Source organism: Actinopolymorpha alba DSM 45243 (genome assembly GCF_000373925.1).
Taxonomy (GTDB): domain Bacteria; phylum Actinomycetota; class Actinomycetes; order Propionibacteriales; family Actinopolymorphaceae; genus Actinopolymorpha; species Actinopolymorpha alba.
In genome coordinates, this window is record NZ_KB892709.1 from 21294 (window position 1) to 38813 (window position 17520).

The 17520-nt window shown below is 70.3% G+C and carries 19 protein-coding genes; 14 read left to right on the top strand and 5 right to left on the bottom strand.

Going from position 1 to position 17520, the window contains the following annotated elements:
• Positions 1 to 108: 108 nt before the first annotated feature.
• Together B141_RS45265 and B141_RS0104560 are read right to left on the bottom strand one after the other, a co-directional pair.
• Positions 109 to 810 carry a hypothetical protein gene (locus tag B141_RS45265; RefSeq protein WP_020573990.1) on the bottom strand — a complete coding sequence of 234 codons (702 nt, stop codon included), beginning with the start codon at positions 808 to 810 and terminating at the stop codon, positions 109 to 111.
• Positions 807 to 1406: an RNA polymerase sigma factor gene (locus B141_RS0104560; RefSeq protein WP_202805663.1), complete on the bottom strand. Its 600-nt coding sequence runs from the start codon at positions 1404 to 1406 to the stop codon at positions 807 to 809. Before B141_RS0104560 ends, B141_RS45265 begins: the two co-directional genes overlap by 4 nt.
• A 259-nt stretch (positions 1407 to 1665) precedes the next feature.
• Here B141_RS0104560 and B141_RS0104565 point away from each other — a divergent pair, with 259 nt between their 5' ends.
• Genes B141_RS0104565 through B141_RS38870 form a run of 3 tightly spaced genes read left to right on the top strand, consistent with a single transcriptional unit; the run spans position 1666 to position 5288 of the window.
• Complete coding sequence (locus B141_RS0104565) at positions 1666 to 1860, top strand: hypothetical protein (RefSeq protein WP_020573992.1); 195 nt, start codon at positions 1666 to 1668, stop codon at positions 1858 to 1860.
• Between the two features lie 11 nt (positions 1861 to 1871).
• Positions 1872 to 2681, top strand: coding sequence for a class I SAM-dependent methyltransferase (locus B141_RS0104570; RefSeq protein WP_020573993.1), 810 nt, complete (start codon positions 1872 to 1874; stop codon positions 2679 to 2681).
• A 30-nt stretch (positions 2682 to 2711) separates the two neighbouring features.
• Positions 2712 to 5288 (top strand): molybdopterin cofactor-binding domain-containing protein, encoded by a 2577-nt coding sequence (locus B141_RS38870; protein WP_020573994.1) that lies wholly within the window; start codon positions 2712 to 2714, stop codon positions 5286 to 5288.
• A 145-nt stretch (positions 5289 to 5433) separates the two neighbouring features.
• Here the strand turns inward: B141_RS38870 and B141_RS0104580 are convergent, their stop codons facing one another.
• Both B141_RS0104580 and B141_RS0104585 read right to left on the bottom strand, forming a co-directional pair.
• Positions 5434 to 6030, bottom strand: coding sequence for an isochorismatase family protein (locus B141_RS0104580; protein ID WP_020573995.1), 597 nt, complete (start codon positions 6028 to 6030; stop codon positions 5434 to 5436).
• Positions 6031 to 6074: 44 nt separating this feature from the next.
• Positions 6075 to 7400, bottom strand: coding sequence for a nicotinate phosphoribosyltransferase (locus tag B141_RS0104585; RefSeq protein WP_020573996.1), 1326 nt, complete (start codon positions 7398 to 7400; stop codon positions 6075 to 6077).
• 212 nt (positions 7401 to 7612) lie between these two features.
• On the opposite strand from B141_RS0104585, the gene clpS reads away from it, so the two are divergent.
• From clpS to B141_RS38875, 3 genes are all read left to right on the top strand, one after another.
• A complete protein-coding gene (clpS, locus tag B141_RS0104590; protein WP_020573997.1) occupies positions 7613 to 7912 on the top strand; it encodes an ATP-dependent Clp protease adapter ClpS in 300 nt (99 codons plus the stop codon).
• On the top strand, positions 7909 to 8469 hold the full coding sequence (locus B141_RS0104595; protein ID WP_020573998.1) for a DUF2017 domain-containing protein: 561 nt from the start codon (positions 7909 to 7911) through the stop codon (positions 8467 to 8469). The genes clpS and B141_RS0104595 overlap by 4 nt, the downstream gene beginning before the upstream one ends.
• Before the next feature lie 91 nt (positions 8470 to 8560).
• Complete coding sequence (locus B141_RS38875) at positions 8561 to 9022, top strand: M67 family metallopeptidase (RefSeq protein WP_020573999.1); 462 nt, start codon at positions 8561 to 8563, stop codon at positions 9020 to 9022.
• Positions 9023 to 9091: 69 nt separating this feature from the next.
• Here B141_RS38875 and B141_RS38880 read toward each other — a convergent pair whose 3' ends face one another.
• Positions 9092 to 9817 carry a hypothetical protein gene (locus B141_RS38880; protein WP_020574000.1) on the bottom strand — a complete coding sequence of 242 codons (726 nt, stop codon included), beginning with the start codon at positions 9815 to 9817 and terminating at the stop codon, positions 9092 to 9094.
• Between the two features lie 298 nt (positions 9818 to 10115).
• On the opposite strand from B141_RS38880, the gene B141_RS0104615 reads away from it, so the two are divergent.
• The 8 genes from B141_RS0104615 (at position 10116) to rdgB (ending at position 17362) form a co-directional block, all read left to right on the top strand.
• Complete coding sequence (locus B141_RS0104615) at positions 10116 to 10388, top strand: MoaD family protein (protein WP_020574002.1); 273 nt, start codon at positions 10116 to 10118, stop codon at positions 10386 to 10388.
• Positions 10389 to 10418: 30 nt separating this feature from the next.
• The gene (locus tag B141_RS0104620) at positions 10419 to 11366 is read left to right on the top strand and encodes a PLP-dependent cysteine synthase family protein (RefSeq protein WP_020574003.1); all 948 of its coding nucleotides are present in this window, start codon (positions 10419 to 10421) and stop codon (positions 11364 to 11366) included.
• 464 nt (positions 11367 to 11830) lie between these two features.
• A complete protein-coding gene (gene murI, locus B141_RS0104625; RefSeq protein ID WP_169512901.1) occupies positions 11831 to 12670 on the top strand; it encodes a glutamate racemase in 840 nt (279 codons plus the stop codon).
• On the top strand, positions 12667 to 13428 hold the full coding sequence (locus tag B141_RS0104630) for an MBL fold metallo-hydrolase (protein ID WP_020574005.1): 762 nt from the start codon (positions 12667 to 12669) through the stop codon (positions 13426 to 13428). The genes murI and B141_RS0104630 overlap by 4 nt, the downstream gene beginning before the upstream one ends.
• A 193-nt stretch (positions 13429 to 13621) precedes the next feature.
• Positions 13622 to 14902, top strand: a complete 1281-nt coding sequence (locus B141_RS0104635; protein WP_020574006.1) for an APC family permease — start codon at positions 13622 to 13624, stop codon at positions 14900 to 14902.
• Positions 14903 to 15102: 200 nt separating this feature from the next.
• Positions 15103 to 16002 (top strand): SGNH/GDSL hydrolase family protein, encoded by a 900-nt coding sequence (locus tag B141_RS0104640; RefSeq protein WP_020574007.1) that lies wholly within the window; start codon positions 15103 to 15105, stop codon positions 16000 to 16002.
• Entirely contained in the window at positions 15999 to 16742 is a 744-nt protein-coding gene (gene rph, locus B141_RS0104645; protein WP_026256910.1) for a ribonuclease PH, read from the top strand. Before B141_RS0104640 ends, rph begins: the two co-directional genes overlap by 4 nt.
• On the top strand, positions 16739 to 17362 hold the full coding sequence (rdgB, locus tag B141_RS0104650; RefSeq protein ID WP_020574009.1) for an RdgB/HAM1 family non-canonical purine NTP pyrophosphatase: 624 nt from the start codon (positions 16739 to 16741) through the stop codon (positions 17360 to 17362). The genes rph and rdgB overlap by 4 nt, the downstream gene beginning before the upstream one ends.
• The last annotated feature ends 158 nt before the right edge of the window (positions 17363 to 17520 follow it).

The following is a 17520-nucleotide window of genomic DNA, read 5'->3' on the forward strand; positions in this document are numbered from 1 at the left end:
GGATCGCAGGACGCACGAGGCGCCGTCACCCCAGTTTTTGCGGCTGGGTTGGAGGGCGCGTGGGCAGGGAGCACAGCCGGCGGCTCCCCGCTCCGCGCGACCTTTGCTTTAGTCCTCCTCGGCTGGCACGGCTTCGCAGGGCGCGACCGGGCCGCGGGCGATGGCGATGGTGGGCAGGTCGGTCTTGACAGCGCCACCAAGACCCCGACCGTCCCGCGGTGCGGGCCCGGGCGTCATCGGCGGCCTGCCCGGGTGGAGGTTGGTCATGGACGGCTTCGCACCCGCGATCACCAGGGTGTCGTCCGGACCGAGGATCGTCCGGTCGAAGGTCAAGATCAGCTTGCCATGCGTCTCCTCAGAACTGATCGCACCAAGAACGAAGATCCTCTTGCTGAGGTCTGAGGGCTTCGGCGCTGGCTCGAAGCGGGGTTCCTTACACCGCTGGCCGGAGGGGAGGTAGTCCACCTCGGCGGGTACGCCGAGTTCTTCGAGCCGGTCTTCCAGACCCTGCGCGTCCTCGTACGCCGTGATCGTCACCTCGATCCGGCCGTCGCCGGACTCCTCGACCGCCCACGCGGCCGGCGCCCGGTCGCCCTGCAGAAGCGGCGCACTGACCACGACGCCGGTGGCCAGGGCGGCAGCGAGTCCGCCGAGGAGGACCGGCCGCCGCACGAAGGGGGAGCGGCGTACGGCCAGCGGCGCAGCCTGCGACCCGCTGCCGGCCGCGCGTTCGGCGACGACCTGCGTGAGTTCGCCGAGCAGCCGGTCTTCGAACTTCTCTGTGGTCATGTCGGGCTTCTCGGTGGTCATGACGATGCCTCCCAGGGTTGGAGGGTGACAGCGGGAGCGAGGTGGGTGCGGAGACGCTGGCGGGCGCGATGCAGCCGGACGCGGGCGGTCACCTGGCTGATCCGGAGTGCCTCGGCCGCCGCGCTGACGGTCAACCCGTCGACGGCGACGAGTTCGAGCACCGCCCGCTCGCCCTCAGACAGCCGTCCCATCGCGAGCCGCAGCTCACGAGCGCTTGCCTCGGCGTCGATCCGTTCCTCCAGGCGTACAAGATCATCGGGCTCGACCAGCCGGCGCCCGGCGATCCGGCCGACGCTGCGCAGCTCACGCGCTCGCCGGCGGTTCTCGGACGCCACGACGTTGCGGGCGACCCCGAACAACCAGGCGATCGGTGCCGCGCGGCCGGGCCGGAACGTGTGGGCCGAGTCGATCGCGGCGAGGAACACGTCGGCCGTCAGGTCCGCGACGAGATAGGGGTCGTTGACCCGCCGCGCGACGAAGTTCTGTATGACGTCGACGTGTGCGCGATAGAACGCCTCGAACGCCCGCGGATCATCCCTGATCCGCCTGACGTCGAAGTCCTTGCCGGTCGCATCCACACCAGCCTCCTCTGTCACCGGTTCGTTGGTGGTACGTGGTTCTCGGGAGTACTTCGCCGCTCGACCGGCTGGCGTTACGTCCTCGCTGTCAGGAGATGTCGGGCATCTGTCCGCCCCGACTGCCCGGATCGTTCTGGCGGGTCCTGGCGGGTCCTGGCGGATTTGTCAGAGTGTGGCAATGTCAGTGGGAGTCGAACCCAGCCGGTCCGGCGTTGAATGACAGACAATGGAGACACCGGCTACGGAGTTTCTCAGACGATGGCGTGGAGGGGACGAGATGTCGAATCGCACATGGTGGATCGTCGGTGGGGTTGGGGTCGGGCTCCTCGCGCTGATCTGGCTTCCCTGGTGGGTGACCCTCCTGATCATTGCCGCGGTGGTCGGAGTGCCGATCGCGGGTTACCTCATGCTTGACCCCTCCCAGCGGCGGCGGCTGCAGCGAATCCGCGAGCGGCGGCAACTCGACCGTTGACGGCGCCCCGCATGGGGTTCCTCGACTCCTACCCCGCTGATCTCGCGGAGTGGGAGCGCGACGCTCGTCTGGTCAAGCGCGGCTTCGTCCATCCCTGGCGTTCGCACGTGGGCGCCGGCAACGGCGAGTCCTTCTTCGATGCTCTCGTACGTGATCATCTCTGGCCGGACTCCGTGGTGTTCGACGTCGGCTGCGGGCACGGCGCCTACACCTGCGCCCTCGCGGGGGGCTGCGCGCGGGCGATCGGGGTCGACCGCGATCCGGAGGTGCTGGAACTCGCCCGTGAGCTCGCAACCGAACGCGGCGTCGGCAACGTGGAGTTCCGCCCGCTGACCTTCGGGTCCGGCGCCGAGGGGGCACTCGCGGAGGTCCCGGAGCGGAGTGTCGACGTTTTCGTGTGCCGGCGCGGCCCGGTGCTGGGCCGCTGGTTGGACCTGGCGCGGCGGCTGGCCCGGCCGGGCGCGGTGGCGATCGGCATCCATCCGACCGGACCCGCGGGTGCCGTCCCGCCCTGGAACTCCCAACTACCCGCCTCGTTGCGCCTGGGCCGGGTCTTCGGGTACGACGAGGTGCGGTCCTGGGTGACCGGCGCACTGCCCGACGGCGATCAGCGCGTCCGGCTGGAGGGATGCTGGTGGCTCGACGTACCCGAGCGGTTCGACGATCCGGCGCAGCTGTATGCCCGGCTGGCCGGTGCGGCCAACGCGGAGACGTCGTACGCCGATGTCAAGGATGACTTGACGAAGCTCTTCGACGGGTACGACGGGACGCTGGAGCTACGGCACACCCGGCTGGTCTGGAAGGTCGCCCTGCACAGCTAAGAGATCGCTCTGCCATCTGAATGGAGACGCGTGTCCCACCAGCTGACCGCCACGGTCGTCAACGGCGTACCAGTCGAACTCGACGTCGACCCGGACACACCGCTCGTCTTCGTCCTGCGCAACGACCTACGGCTCCACGGCGTACGTGCCGGGTGCGCGATCGGGGAGTGCGGCGCCTGCGTCGTCCTCGTGGACGGACGGCCGCAACGTTCCTGCCAGACGCCGCTGTCGGCAGTCGCGGGGACCACCGTGACGACGCCCGAAGGGTTGGGTACGCCGGACCGCCCGCACCCGGTGCAGCAAGCCTTCCTTGACGAGCAGGCCGCGCAGTGCGGGTACTGCCTCAACGGCATCATCATGACGACCGCCGGCCTCCTCCAGCGCGAGCCGGCTCCCGACGAGTCCGCTATCCAGGCGGCGCTTGCCGAACACCTGTGCCGGTGTGGCACCCACCACCGCATCCTCCGCGCGATCCGGGGTCTCGCCGGCCGCAACGGCGACGGCGTCAACGGGGCCAGCGAGTCGGGCATGACCGTGACCCGCACCGACGATGCGCAGCCCGCGCAAGGAGAGGTTGACACCGAGACCGCGATCCCCGCGGCGCTCAGAGCCGCGTCCCACGTGGAGGACTGGATCAGGGACCTCCCCGACGGTCGGGTCGAGGTCCTCGCCGGCCGGGTCGAGCTCGGCCAGGGTGTGCGGACGGCGTTCGCCCAGATCGTCGCGGCTGAGCTCAACCTTCCGGTGGACCAGATCGAGGTGCGGTCGGCGGCCACCGACGCGACACCGGACGAGGGTTACACCGCGGGCAGCGCGTCGCTCGAGCAGGGCGGCGCCGCGCTGGCGCGGGCCGCCGCGGCGTACCGCCGGCTGCGGGCCGAAGGGCGACCGCCCACCGGCCCCATCCAGCCCGCCGACCGCCCGCGCTGGAGCGGGGGGCCGGTCGGCGAGCCGGTGCCGCGCACCGACCTGCGCCCCAAGCTCACCGGCGCGCCGGCGTACGCCCACGATCTCGACCTTCCCGGACTCAGGTTCGCCAGAGCCCTGCTACCCCCGACCTACGACGCGTGCCTGGTCGACCTCGACACCGACGCGGCTCGCGCGCTGCCCGGGGTCGAGGCGCTCGTCCGCGACGGCAACCTGGTCGTGGTGGTGGCGCGCCGCGAGGACGAGGCGGTACGCGCGGTAGGCCGGCTCGGCCGCACCGCCCGCTGGGACGAGCCGCGCGGCCAGGACCGCCCGCCGCGCACCAAGGCACCGGCGCTGGTACTCCAACCCGTGGTCGAGGAGCCCGGGGTGGCGGCGGCTCTCGACGCGGGCCTTGCCACCGGCCGCCGGGTTCACGCGTCGTACGCCAAGCCATATGAAGCGCACGCCTCGATGGCACCCTCCAGTGCCACCGCGCGGGTGGACCCCGACGGCATCACCGTGTGGACGCACAGCCAGGGCGTCTATCCCCTGCGACGGGAGCTGGCCGCGCTGTTGGGCGAGGACGAGGAGCGGCTGACCGTACGGCATGTGGACGGACCCGGCTGCTACGGCCACAACGGCGCCGACGACGCGGCGGGGTTCGCTGTGCTCGCGGCGCGGGCGGTGCCGGGCCATCCGGTGCGGTTCCAGTTCTCCGTCCAGGACGAGTTCGGCTGGGAGCCGTACGGCCCCGCCATGCAAGCAGACCTTGACGCCAGCCTCGACCCGGCTGGCCGGGTGACCGCCTGGCGGCACCGGATCAGGACCGACACGCACACCGCCCGGCCGCACGGCACCGGAGACCGGCTGGTCGCTGCCTGGCTTCGCGCGGGCGGTCCGGCGCGCCCGTGGTCTGGCGGTGGCGAGGGCGGTGTCCGCAGCGCGGAGCCGATCTACGACCTGCCGGCTCGCGACATCGTCGGCGAATACACCCGGGGCCCGCTGCGGACCTCCGCCCTGCGGAGCCTCGGCGCCTACTTCAACACGTTCGCGATCGAGTCGTTCATGGACGAGTTGGCCGAGGCGGCCGGCGCGGATCCGGTCGCCTTCCGGCTCGCCCACCTGTCAGACCCGCGCGCCCGCGCGGTCCTCGAGATGGCCGCCGAACGCGCCGGCTGGCGGCCCCGGGTCGGCCCGAGCGGTCGGGGCCAGGGGGTCGCGGTCGCGAGGTACAAGAACTCCAAGGCGTTCGTCGCGCACGTCCTCGACGTCGAAGTCGACCCGGACAGCGGAGCGGTGGGAGTCCGGCGGGTGGTGACCGCCTGCGACGCCGGCGTGGTCGTCAACCCGGACGGGCTGCGCAACCAGATCGAGGGCGGCATCCTGCAGGGGCTCAGCCGGGCCCTCCACGAGGAGGTCCGCGTCGGGCCCGAGGGCGTCGAGAGCCGGGACTGGACCTCATACCCCGTGCTGAGGTTCTCTGAGGTACCCCTCCTGGAGGTCGTACTCCTCAACCGGCCGGGTCACCCACCGCTCGGCGCCGGCGAGGCCTCCACCCCGCCCACTCCGGCCGCGCTCGCCAACGCGGTCGACGACGCGGTTGGCATCCGGATGCGAACGCTGCCGCTCACACCCGAACGTCTGCGGGCGCGCCTCGAGAGCCTGACGGAGGAAGAACTCGCCCGCGTCATCGTCTGAGCGGGCTGCGCGTCGCCCACCCATGCTGGGCCGAGGCCCTCAATGATCACGTATACGTGGTCATTACCTGCTTCGCATGGTGTCGGTGCCATGCAAGGCATGCAATGACCACGTATACGTGATCATTTGGCCTCTCATCACCCGCTCAGTCGCGGACGACGGGAACGCCGACCAGCTCACAACCGGCGTTCCGCATCTCCGCCAGGGCCTTCTTCGTGGTGTCTCGCGCGACTCCCGCGGTCAGGTCGAGGAGCACCCGCGTGTGGAAGCCCTCCCTGGCCGCGTCGACCGCGGTGGCCCGCACGCAGTGGTCGGTGGCGATTCCGACCAGGTCCACGTGGTCGACATCGTGGGAACGCAGCCAGTCCGCGAGGCTCGCACCCTCGATGGACTTGCCTTCGAAGCCGGAGTAGCCGTGGGAGTATTCGCCGCAGTTGAAGACCGCGTCGAACGGCTGCGGGTCGATGTTGGGGTGGAAGGCTGCCCCGTCGGTGCCCGCGATGCAGTGTGGCGGCCAGCTCGTCACGTAGTCCGGCTCGGTGGAGAAGTGTTCGCCGGGGTCGATGTGGTGGTCCCGGGTCGCGACGACGTGGTCGTAGACCTTGTCGCGCTCGTCGGCCTCGTGCCAGGTCCGCAGGACCTCGCCGATATGGAAGGCCACCTCCGCGCCGCCGTGCACAGGCAGGCTGCCACCTTCACAGAAGTCGTTCTGGACGTCCACGACGATCAGCGCTCGTGTCATCGCACCCTTCCTCCTTCCGCCCGGTCACCGGTCGGTCCGCCAGCTCAAGTCTCCGCGTCCTGGCCGCTTTCGTACATCGTCGGGAGTACGGGCTCCCCGCGCGACAGCATCAGGGCGGTCGGAGGGAGTTCGGCCAGGCTGCGCGCCCGGCGTTCCCGCGCGGCGTCGAGGGGTTCGCGGCCGACGATCTCGCCGTCCTTGACCAGCGGGACGAGCAGGCGGCGGCCGGGGAGATCGGCCTCGGACCCGGTCGACACGATCTCGGCGGCGGCGATGCCGTTGTCGAGCAGGCGGCGGGCCCACTTGCGGCCCTTGTGGGTCGGCTTGCCGGTCGAGAGCTTCGCCACGCCGATGACCGGCGACTCCGGATCATTGCTTGCCGACCGGGCGACCAGCTTGTAGACCAGCTCTGCCGTGGGATGGCCGCTGCCGATGACCAACGCGGTGCCCACGCCGTAGGCGTCGACCGGCGCGACACCAAGAGCCGCGATGGCGTACTCGTCGAGGTCGCCGCTCACCAGGATGCGGGTGCGGGTGGCGCCGAGTTCGTCGAGTTGGGCGCGTACCTCGTGGGCGAGCACCAGCAGGTCACCGGAGTCGATCCGGACCGACCCAAGGTCGGGACCGGCGACCTCCACCGCGATGCGGACGGCTTCGCGGACGTCGAACGTGTCGACGAGCAGCGTGGTGCCCCGGCCGAGGGCCGCCACCTGTGCGGTGAACGTCTCCTTCTCGGAGTCGTGCAGCAACGTGAACGCGTGGGCGCTCGTGCCGCGGGTGGGTATGGCGTACCGCTGACCCGCCGCGAGGTTGGACGTCGAGGAGAACCCGCCGATGTACGCCGCCCGGGCCGCGGCGAGCGCGGCAACCTCGTGGGTCCGGCGCGACCCCATCTCGATGATCGGTCGGCCACCGGCCGCCGTCACCATCCGGGACGCCGCGGACGCGATCGCCGAGTCGTGGTTGAGGACCGACAGGGAGAGGGTCTCCAGCAGGACGGCCTCGGCGAAGCTCCCCTCGACCACGAGAATGGGGGAGCCGGGGAAGTAGCACTCGCCCTCGGCATAGCCCCAGATGTCGCCGCTGAAGCGGTAGGACGCGAGCCAGTCGGCGGTCGGCTCGTCGACAATGTCCCGGTCTCGGAGAAACGCGAGCGTGTCCTCGTCGAACCGGAAGCGTTCCAGCGCGTCCAGGAACCGGCCGACCCCGGCCACCACGCCGTACCGCCGTCCGTCCGGCAGCCGGCGGGCGAAGACCTCGAACACCGCCCGTCGATGGGCTGTGCCGTGCGCCAGCGCCGAGCGCAGCATCGTGAGCTCGTACTGGTCGGTGCACAGCGCCGTCGATGTCGCCGTGGACAGCTCGTCCATGAGCCGAGCCTAGGTCACGTTCGCGCTCCGGGACCGTGCGCGGGCCGCGCGATCTGCCGCCCTGAGCTGGTGCGGAGTTGGCGAGGACCTGTGGTGTCTCGCCGGTCTTTCCGCGTTTCCGGGGGTACGTGGCCACCTGTCCCGACCACCTCCGCGCGATTTTTCCGGGGTGCGCGGGGAGTGACCGAGGCGACAGATGCCACGATGGGACGGTGAGTGGTACCGCTCCAGTTGAGCTCGAACGCCCCGAAGTCGAGGACGTGGTCGTCCGCGACATGCCGTGGGTGACCATTGTCTGGAACGACCCGATCAACCTGATGTCGTACGTCACGTACGTGTTCCAGGCCTACTTCGCCTACACCCGCAAGAAGGCGGAGAAGCTGATGATGGACGTCCACCAGAAGGGGAAGGCGGTCGTCTCGAGCGGTACCCGCGAAGAGATGGAGCGTGACGTCGAGGCGATGCATTCTTACGGCCTGTGGGCGACGCTGCAGAAGACTGGGGACACATGACGACCGGTTTCCGGGCCCGGCACGGTGTCGTGTCGGCCACCTTCGCCGCCGAGGAGGCGCGGGTCATCCAGGGGCTCATCGGCGAGCTGGTCGAGCTCATCCGCGATGACGTTCCTGCCCCGTCCGCACCGCCCGAAGACACTCTTGCCGCACTGGTCGGGCACCTCGGCTCGACCGAGCCGCCCGAGGACGAGGTCCTCGCCCGGCTCTTTCCGAACGCCTACCACGGCGACGAGGACGCGGCGGGTGAGTTCCGGCGGTTCACCGAGCACGGGCTGCGCGACGGCAAGGTGAAGAGCGCCGAGACGGTGCTCGAGTCCCTCGGCGATCCGGCGTACTCCGACCAGGTGACGGTCTCCCTCAACCCTGACGAGTGTCAGGCGTGGCTGCGGACCCTCACCGACCTCCGGCTCGCACTCGGCACCCGGCTTGGTGTGGAGCAGGACGACGAGGACCTCTGGACCCGGCTGCCGGCAGATGACCGGCGCCGGCAGGTGTACGGCGTGTACGTCTGGCTGGGGTGGCTGCAGGAGTCGCTGGTCACCTGCCTGGGGTAACCGCACGACGGTGCGGCCTCGGTGCCGGCTCGGCGTCTGCCCGGGGTGAAGCGTGGCGGCGGGGTGGCGGAGCCTCGGTAGGCTCGGGTCCGTGCTCACGATCGACCAGGCGACCCACGACGCGATCGTCGCCCACGCCCGCGAGGACCACCCCGACGAGGCCTGCGGCGTGGTGGCGGGACCCGTTGGCTCAGACCGGCCGGCGCGATTCGTCCCGATGACCAACGCGGAGCGCTCGCCGACGTTCTTCCGGTTCGACCCGCAGGAGCAGTTCCGGGTCTGGCGCGAGATGGACGACCGGGACGAGGAGCCGTTGGTGATCTACCACTCCCACACCTCCACCGAGGCGTACCCCTCCCGTACCGACATCTCCTACGCCGCCGAGCCGGGCGCGCACTACGTCGTCGTCTCGACCCGGGAGTCCGGCAGTGACGATGGTCCGGTCGAGTTCCGGTCGTACCGGATCATCGACGGCGTCGTCACCGAGGAGGAGGTCCGGGTCGTCCCGACGTACGCCCTGGCGTCCGAAGGCGAGCCGACGCCCCGAGCCTGACGGCTGGGGCGGCTCAGGCCCGCGCCGCCGTTCCCGTCCGAGCCACCGTTCATCAAGGAATCTGCTGGCCTACCAGCTCTCCGTCGCCCAACGACGGCCGAAGTGCCTCTGCCACTCCGGATCCAGTGTCGCCACCCACTGGCCGTCCTCGTCGAGCACCTTCAGGCCGGGCTCAGGGCACGGCAGGCCGGCGAGCACCAGCATGAGCCGGGACCTGGTCTCCATGGGGGAGTCGACCCGGGGCAGGACCAGGGTCGTGGCCCGGCGGGCGAGGGTGGCTCCGTGCTGGCGAGTCGCCGAGTGCGTGATGTCGTGTAGCTGGTTGACGGTGACCCGGCCGCGTCTCACCATCGCGTCGCCGAGGACAACAAGGTCGAGAAGGTTGAGGTGTCCAGCGAGCTCGAGGAAGTTCCGGTCCGGCGTGACGACGGGCCGACCATCGAGTTCCGTAACCGAGCCGGCGAAGGGTCTGGTGTGCACCGCGATACCGCCGATCTCCGGACGTGGCGTTCCCGGCGGAACGGTCGCGTGGATCAGCCCGTCGTGGGGTAGCGGCAGGTGACGGAGTTGGGCGGCGGTGTGGTGGCTGACCGCGCCCGCGGGGAGGAGGAGCCGAGCCGCATCCGCTCGGACCTCGATCGTCTCGGGTACGCATGCGGAGAGGTAGACGCCTCCAAAGGGCCGGCGGAAGCGCTGCCCGCGCAGGACCTTCCGAGCGACCCCGAGGCTTCGCGCCTGAGACAGGGTGAAGGGCCGAGCCAGAAGCTCCGGCGGCAGGTCGGATGGTGCTGGCATCGTGACAGCGTGCCCTGTGCGGGGCGGGACGCGAGCGAGTTATCCACAAGCGTCTGACGAGCCCGCATCTGGTCGCGGATCGGGCAAAAATCCCCGGCTTCCTCCCGTATAGGCGGCCCGTAAGCTAAAGGGCGTGCAGCGCTTCCTCCTCGGACACTCCGCTCCGGTCGTCGTCTACGACTGTTCCGGCCGCTGACAGCACTCAGTAGCTGATCCAGCACCCAGGAACCGGAATCCCACCGGGCCCGTACGTGTTGATCGCATCGGGCTCGTACGACCACCAAAGGAGCATCAACCGATGGCTATCGAGGTTCGCATCCCGACCATCCTCCGCACGCACACCGGAGGCGCCAAGACCGTCGAGGGCGCCGGCAAGACGCTGTCCGAGCTGATCGACGACATCGAGGCGCGTCACGTCGGGCTCAAGGAGCGGCTGGTGCACAACGGCGACCTCCGGAAGTTCGTGAACGTCTACGTCAACGACGAGGACGTGCGGTTCCGCGGCGGCCTCGGCGCCGAGGTGTCGGACGGCGACGTCGTGACCGTCCTGCCCGCCGTCGCGGGCGGCTGATCGGCAGGCGCTGGCCGGGGAAGGGTCGACATGCGTTTCGCTTCGCTTCTGGACGCGGTGGGCCAGACACCCCTCGTGGGGCTGCCGCGACTGTCGCCTGCTCCTGACGTACGCCTGTGGGCGAAGCTCGAGGACCGCAACCCCACCGGCTCCGTCAAGGACCGCGCGGCGCTCCGCATGATCGTCGAGGCGGAGAAGGACGGCCTGCTCCGCCCCGGCGCCACGCTGCTGGAGCCGACGTCGGGCAACACCGGCATCTCGCTGGCGATGGCGGCCAAGCTCAAGGGCTACCGCCTCGTGTGCGTGATGCCGGAGAACACTTCCGAGGAGCGCCGCCAACTCCTTCGCATGTGGGGAGCCGAGATCGTCTCATCGCCAGCGGCGGGCGGGTCCAACGAAGCGGTCCGCGTGGCCAAGCGGCTCGCCGAGGAGCATCCCGACTGGGTGATGCTCTATCAGTACGGCAACCAGGCCAACGCGCTCGCACACTACGAAGGCACCGGTCCGGAGATCCTGGCCGACCTGCCGAGCGTCACCCATGTGGTGGCCGGTCTTGGCACCACCGGGACGCTGATGGGCATCGGCCGGTTCTTCCGTGAACACAAGCCGGACGTCACGATCGTGGCGGCCGAGCCGAGGTACGGCGAGCTGGTCTACGGCCTGCGCAACCTCGACGAGGGGTTCGTTCCTGAGTTGTACGACGCCCGCCTCATCGACGCGCGCTTCTCCGTCGGTCCACGGGACGCGGTCCGGCGGGTGCGCGAGTTGCTGGAGCTGGAAGGCATCTTCGCCGGCATCTCGACCGGTGCCGTCCTCCATGCCGCGATCGCCCAGGCTCATCAGGTGGTGAAGGCGGGCCGGACCGCCGACATCGTGGTGATCATGGCCGACGGCGGCTGGAAATACCTCTCGACCGGTGCCTACGAAGGGACGCTGGACGCGGCTGAGGACACCCTCGAAGGCCAGCTCTGGGCTTGAGAGTCTGTCTGGATTGTGCGCTGGACGTACGTCACGTCTGATCCGTTCCATGCTGTGCCTGAGTGTGGCGTATTCAACAGCTTCGAACCGGATGCAACCTCTTGCTCCGTTCAGGGGTTTGGTCCATGACGCGCCCGGGACGGCGGATTTGGGGAGGTCGGGGGGTACGCCGAGCACCGAACGCGGCCGCATGGAGGACACACAAAGCCAGCTGGTTCCGATCGAACCAACGGCGACCGTGTGAGGAGTGGCCGCTGTGCTTGGCTCCGCCACAGGTGGGGCGCCAGCAGGGCCCGGTCTGGGCGGAGCCGCCGGAAGGTGGCGTCTCCGTCTTGGACCGGGCCCCAAAAATTTCAGACCGAATTTCCACCGTCGGGTATCAGCCTCCGTCGGGTGTCAGCCACGAGTCGTACGCGCTGGCAGCGGCGGCGCACACTGTCGGCGTCTGGACCGCGCACACCCGGATGGTCCGGCCACAACCGGCCGTCGCTCGCCGTAGGCTGGCGCCCGTGTCAGATTCGCCGATCGGGATATTCGACTCCGGGTTCGGCGGCCTCACGGTCGCGCGGGCCATCCTCGACCAACTGCCGCACGAACCCGTCCTCTACCTGGCGGACACTGCCAGGTACCCGTACGGCGAGAAACGCATCGCCGACGTTCGCAAGTTCGCGCTGGAGTGCCTTGACCACCTTGTCGACCAGGGAGTCAAGGCACTCGTCATCGCCTGCAACTCCGCCAGCGCCGCGGTCCTTCGCGACGCGCGGGAGCGGTACGCCGTTCCTGTCGTGGAGGTGATCCTGCCCGCGACCAGGCGCGCGGTCTCGGCCACCCGCTCGGGGCGGGTCGGCGTCATCTGTACGCAGGCCACCGCCACCTCCCAGGCGTACGACGACGCGTTCGCGGCCGCACCCCACATCGAGTTGCACACGCGGGCCTGCCCGAGGTTCGTGGAGTTCGTGGAGCGCGGGATCACCAGCGGACCCGACCTTCTCGATGCCGCGCATGAGTACCTCGACCCGCTGACGAAGGCGGCCATCGACACGCTGGTCCTCGGGTGCACCCACTATCCCCTCCTCACCGGCGTGATCTCGTACGTCCTGGGGCCGACCGTGACGCTTGTGTCGAGCGCCGACGAGACGGCGAAGGACGTCTACGCGCGGCTGCTCGGTGACGGCATGGAACGCGACCTCGTCCTGCCCCCGCCGCGGCACAGGTTCCTCACGACGGGCGATCCGGAGGCGTTCATGGAGATCGGCGGGCGGTTCCTCGGCCCGGAGATCTCCTTCGTCGAGGAGGTGCCGTGAGGCTCACCGTAGTGGGATGCGCGGGGTCGTTTCCGGGGCCGGACTCGCCCGCGTCGTGCTACCTCGTCGAGGCGCCGTACGAGGGCTGGACGTACCGCCTCGTCCTCGATCTCGGCAACGGTGCGTTCGGGGCGCTGCAGCGCTACACCGATCCGTACGCCGTTGACGCCGTGGGCCTCTCTCACCTGCACGCCGACCACTGCGTCGACATGTGCTCCTACTACGTCGCCCGGAAGTACCACCCCGACGGGCCGCGGTCGCGGATCCCGGTCTACGGGCCGTTCGGTACGGCGGACCGGCTGGCGATGGCCTACGGCCTGCCGCTCGATCCGGGGATGCGGGACGAGTTCGAGTTCCGGGCGTGGGTGGCTGGCGAGGCTGGTCGACTCGGACCGTTCGCGGTGTCGGTCGCTCCGGCGTGCCATCCGGTCGAGGCGTACGCCCTCCGGCTCGAGCACGAGGGGCGCTCCCTCGTCTACACCGGCGACACCGGCCCGACAGACGCGGTCGCCGACCTGGCCCGCGGCGCTGACCTTCTGCTCAGCGAGGCGACCTTCCACGACGGAGTCGACAACCCACCCGACCTGCACCTCACCGGTCGGCAGGCGGGGGAGTACGCCGCGCGCGGCGAGGTGCGGCGCCTGGTGCTGACGCACGTGCCGCCGTGGTACGACCCCGACGAGATGGCCGCCGAAGCCCGGTCGGTCTACTCCGGCCCGCTCGACGTGGCCCGGCCGGGTGCGGTCTTCGAACTCTGACGCCACGTGCCGGCTCCGACCTGTGCTGGTGCTGGACGCGCCGCTGGGGGACCGGAATGATCACGTATACGTGGTCATTACCCGCCTCGCATGGCATCCGGGCCGTGTGAGGCATGCAATGACCACGTATACGTGATCATTCCGGGTCGGCTGGGCGCTCCGGGGTGATGGTGGACGAGGGCGGTGAGGTGCTGTGAGTACGCCCCCGCAGGGCCTGCGCCGGCAGCTGGGCACCTTCGACGCGGTGGTCATCGGCCTGGGCGCGATGATCGGTGCCGGCGTCTTCGTGGCGTTCGCCCCTGCCATGAACGCCGCAAAGGGCGCGGGCGGTCCCGGCCTCCTCATCGGTCTCGGGCTGGCTGGCCTCGTCGCCTTCGCGAACGCCACGTCCTCGGCCCGGCTCGCCGCGCTCTACCCGCTGTCCGGAGGCACCTACGTCTACGGGCGTCGCCGGCTGGGGGAGTTCTGGGGCTACCTCGCCGGGTGGGGTTTCGTGGTCGGCAAGACAGCGTCCTGCGCGGCGATGGCGTTGACGGTCGGTTCGTACGTCGCTCCGGGGTACGCGCGGTGGATCGGCGCCGGCGCGGTCGCGGTCCTCACCGGGCTCAATTATGTCGGCGTCCAGAAGGCCGCCTGGCTGACGAGACTGATCGTGGCGTTCACGCTGGTGGTACTGGCGTTCGTCGTCATCGCCTGCCTCGTGGCTGGCCCCGGCCCCGACCGCCCCGGCGAGCTCCGCTTCGCAGTGGCCGAATCACCGTTGCCGCCGGTGTACGGCGTCCTCCAGGCCGCCGGACTTCTCTTCTTCGCGTTCGCGGGGTACGCCCGGATCGCCACGCTCGGTGAGGAGGTGCGCGACCCGGCCCGGACGATCCCGCGGGCGATCCCGATCGCGCTCGGCATCACTCTCGGGGTCTACGCGGCGGTCGCGGTCGCGCTACTCGTGGAGCTGGGCGCCCCGATGCTGGCCGACAGCACCGCGCCGCTCCAGGAGGCGGTGGGGCGCACCAGCCTCGCGGCGTTCGCGCCAGTCGTCCAGGTCGGCGCCGCGGTGGCGGCCCTCGGCTCGCTGCTCGCGCTCATCCTCGGCGTCTCGCGGACGACCTTCGCGATGGCGCGGGACCGGCACCTGCCGGGGGCCCTGGACGCGATACATCCGCGGTTCGGCGTACCCCACCGTGCCGAGGTTGTCGTCGGCGCCGTCGTCGTGGTGCTGGTGCTCACCGTCGACCTGCGGGGCGCGATCGGCTTCTCGTCGTTCGGTGTACTGGTCTATTACGCGATCGCGAACGCCTCCGCGTGGACACTGCGCGCCGACGAGAACCCACCCCCGCGGTTCCTGCCCATCATTGGGTTGGTCGGCTGTCTCGCGCTGGCTCTCACCCTGCCGCTCACCGCCGTACTCATCGGAGTGGGAGTGCTGGCGCTCGGCGCGGTGCTGTGGGTGGTACGCCGATCCGCCGCGTCGGGGTGAGACGCCGAGTCGATGGCGGGAATCCTTCGACGGACTGCTCGCAGGCTCCCTTGACGTCTCGTCGAGGGATTCCCGCCAGCGACTCGGCGTGGCCAGCAGCGCGCCGTTCGGCGGGGTGGTTATGGGGAGTTCGCGGGACGTTCGGCCGCGGGTCACACTGTGTGCGTCCGCTCGGCGGCCCGGCTACCGAGCCTGGTCGCGTGAACGCGATCCACCCTGGCCGCGAGCTGCGGTTCGTTGCTCTCGGCGACAGCGTGACGGTGGGTGTGGGCGACCCTACCGAGCGCGGATGGCGGGGATGGGCGGCTTTGCTGGCCGAGTCGCTCGCGACGTCGTACTCCCTCCACTTCGCCAACGTCGCGAGTGAAGGCGCGACCGCCTCGCAGGTGCTCCGCGACCAGCTGCCCCCGGCCATCCACTTCCAGCCGCACCTGGCATCGATGGTCGTCGGGATCAACGACACGTTGCGGTCGACGTTTGATCCCGCCCGGATCCGCGGTGAGCTGTTCACAATCGCCGGGGAACTCACCGGCGCCACCCTGCTGATGCTGCGCTTCCACGACCACGGGCGGGTCTTCGGGCTACCCGGTTTCCTAAGACACCGGCTCAGCAGCCGGATCGAGGCAGTCAACGCGGTGTACGACGAGATCCACTCGGTCTTCGGCGGGCTGTACGTCGATCTGGCGGCGCGGCCGCAGGTGTACGCCCGGACGGCGTGGAGCGTCGACCGGCTCCATCCGTCCGAGCGCGGCCACCGCGAACTCGCGCGCGCCTGTGCGCAGACCCTCGAGCAGGCGGGGCTTTCGATCGCCAACCCACCCGGTCTCGACAGCTGCGGGGGTACCACTCCCTCCAGATGGGCGGATCTGGTGTGGATGGCGACGAAGGCGACGCCCTGGATCGGGCGGCGCGCCTGGGACCTGGGCCCGCAGGCCGCCCGGTCGGCCGTGGCGGCGACGGTCTCCGGCGTACGGCGGGTTCCGGTCGGGGTCGGGGCACCACCGGAAGCCCGGGTGGCCTCGGCTGACGCCGGCTGCCCGCTCGATCGGCGCGGCCTGCCATCGGGGGTCGTGGGTACGCCGATAGGGTCGAAGTCATGACGAGAGTGGACGGTCGGTCCGCCGACCAGTTGCGTCCGGTAAAGATCACCCGCGGCTGGCTTGACCACGCGGAGGGATCGGTGCTCGTCGAGTTCGGGCGTACCCGCGTCCTCTGCGCCGCCAGCGTCACCGAAGGCGTCCCGCGCTGGCGGCGAGACTCCGGGCTCGGCTGGGTCACCGCGGAGTACGCCATGCTCCCGCGCGCCACCAACACCCGCAACGACCGCGAGTCGGTCAAGGGTCGGCTCGGCGGGCGCACCCTGGAGATCTCCCGCCTCGTGGGCCGGTCGCTCCGGGCGGTGATCGACTACGCCGCGCTCGGCGAGAACACCATCATGCTCGACTGCGACGTCCTCCAGGCTGACGGCGGCACCCGTACCGCCGCCATCACCGGCGCCTACGTCGCCCTGGTCGACGCGGTGCGCTATCTCGAACGCCGCGGCTCCCTCAAGGGCACCGCCCTCACCGACTCGGTGGCGGCCGTCTCGGTCGGCATCGTCGGCGGCGCCCCCATGCTCGACCTCTGCTACGAGGAGGACGTGCGGGCCGAGACCGACATGAACGTCGTGATGACGGGAGACGGCCGGTTCGTGGAGGTGCAGGGTACGGCCGAAGGCGAGCCGTTCGACCGGAAGCTGCTCGACAACCTGCTGGAGCTGGCCGGGTCGGGATGCGCGGAGCTGGCCCGGATCCAGGCTGACGCGCTCGCCCAGGCACTTCCCGCCGAGGTCGGGCGATGACGCACCGCCTCCTCATCGCGACGCACAACCGCAAGAAACTCGCCGAGCTCGCGCGGATCCTCACGCCGCTGCTGCCTGACCTCAAGGTGCTCGACCTCGACGACGTACCCGCCTACGCCGAGCCCGCCGAGACCGAGTTGACGTTCGAGGGCAACGCCAGCATCAAGGCGCGGGCGGCCGTGGCGCACACGGGTCTGCCGGCGGTCGCCGATGACAGCGGGCTGTGCGTCGACGCCCTGAACGCGATGCCCGGCGTACTTTCTGCCCGATGGTCCGGACGCGCGAAGGACGACAGGCGCAACCTCGAACTCGTCCTCGACCAGCTCGCCGACGTCCCGAAGGAGCGGCGCGGCGCGAGCTTCGTGGCCTGCATGGTGCTGGTCCTGCCGGACGGTCGCGAGTTCGCGGTGGAGGGCCGGCTGGCGGGCCGGATCGCCTATGAGGCGAAGGGCGATGGAGGGTTCGGGTACGACCCGATCTTCGTGCCCGAGGGGGAGACCCGGACCTTCGCCGAGATGTCGCCGGAGGAGAAGGACGCGGTGAGCCACCGGGGCCGTGCCCTACGCCAGCTCGCTCCGATCGCCGCGGCCGCGCTCGCGGGCCAGCCCGCCGAACGCTGAAGCTGGCAGAGGGCAAGAGCTTGCCGAGTCGTCATAGGTTTCTCGGCTGAAGACGTCGCGCAGATTGGCGCGGGGGCGCGCTCGGCAGCAAACCAGGCACAGGTCTTGGCGCTCATGGAGTTGCGACGTGCTGGATCATCGGGGAGGCCTATCCCTGT

Bases quoted from the DNA above. Each gene is read 5' to 3' on its own strand.
- rdgB (WP_020574009.1), top strand. From the start codon at position 16,739: ATGACGCACCGCCTCCTCATCGCGACGCACAACCGCAAGAAACTCGCC.
- B141_RS38880 (WP_020574000.1), bottom strand. From the start codon at position 9,817: ATGCCAGCACCATCCGACCTGCCGCCGGAGCTTCTGGCTCGGCCCTTC.
- B141_RS0104570 (WP_020573993.1), top strand. From the start codon at position 1,872: ATGGGGTTCCTCGACTCCTACCCCGCTGATCTCGCGGAGTGGGAGCGC.
- murI (WP_169512901.1), top strand. From the start codon at position 11,831: ATGGTCCGGCCACAACCGGCCGTCGCTCGCCGTAGGCTGGCGCCCGTG.
- B141_RS0104595 (WP_020573998.1), top strand. From the start codon at position 7,909: ATGACGACCGGTTTCCGGGCCCGGCACGGTGTCGTGTCGGCCACCTTC.
- B141_RS0104580 (WP_020573995.1), bottom strand. From the start codon at position 6,030: ATGACACGAGCGCTGATCGTCGTGGACGTCCAGAACGACTTCTGTGAA.
- B141_RS0104615 (WP_020574002.1), top strand. From the start codon at position 10,116: ATGGCTATCGAGGTTCGCATCCCGACCATCCTCCGCACGCACACCGGA.
- B141_RS0104620 (WP_020574003.1), top strand. From the start codon at position 10,419: ATGCGTTTCGCTTCGCTTCTGGACGCGGTGGGCCAGACACCCCTCGTG.
- B141_RS0104585 (WP_020573996.1), bottom strand. From the start codon at position 7,400: ATGGACGAGCTGTCCACGGCGACATCGACGGCGCTGTGCACCGACCAG.
- B141_RS45265 (WP_020573990.1), bottom strand. From the start codon at position 810: ATGACCACCGAGAAGCCCGACATGACCACAGAGAAGTTCGAAGACCGG.
- B141_RS0104565 (WP_020573992.1), top strand. From the start codon at position 1,666: ATGTCGAATCGCACATGGTGGATCGTCGGTGGGGTTGGGGTCGGGCTC.
- rph (WP_026256910.1), top strand. From the start codon at position 15,999: ATGACGAGAGTGGACGGTCGGTCCGCCGACCAGTTGCGTCCGGTAAAG.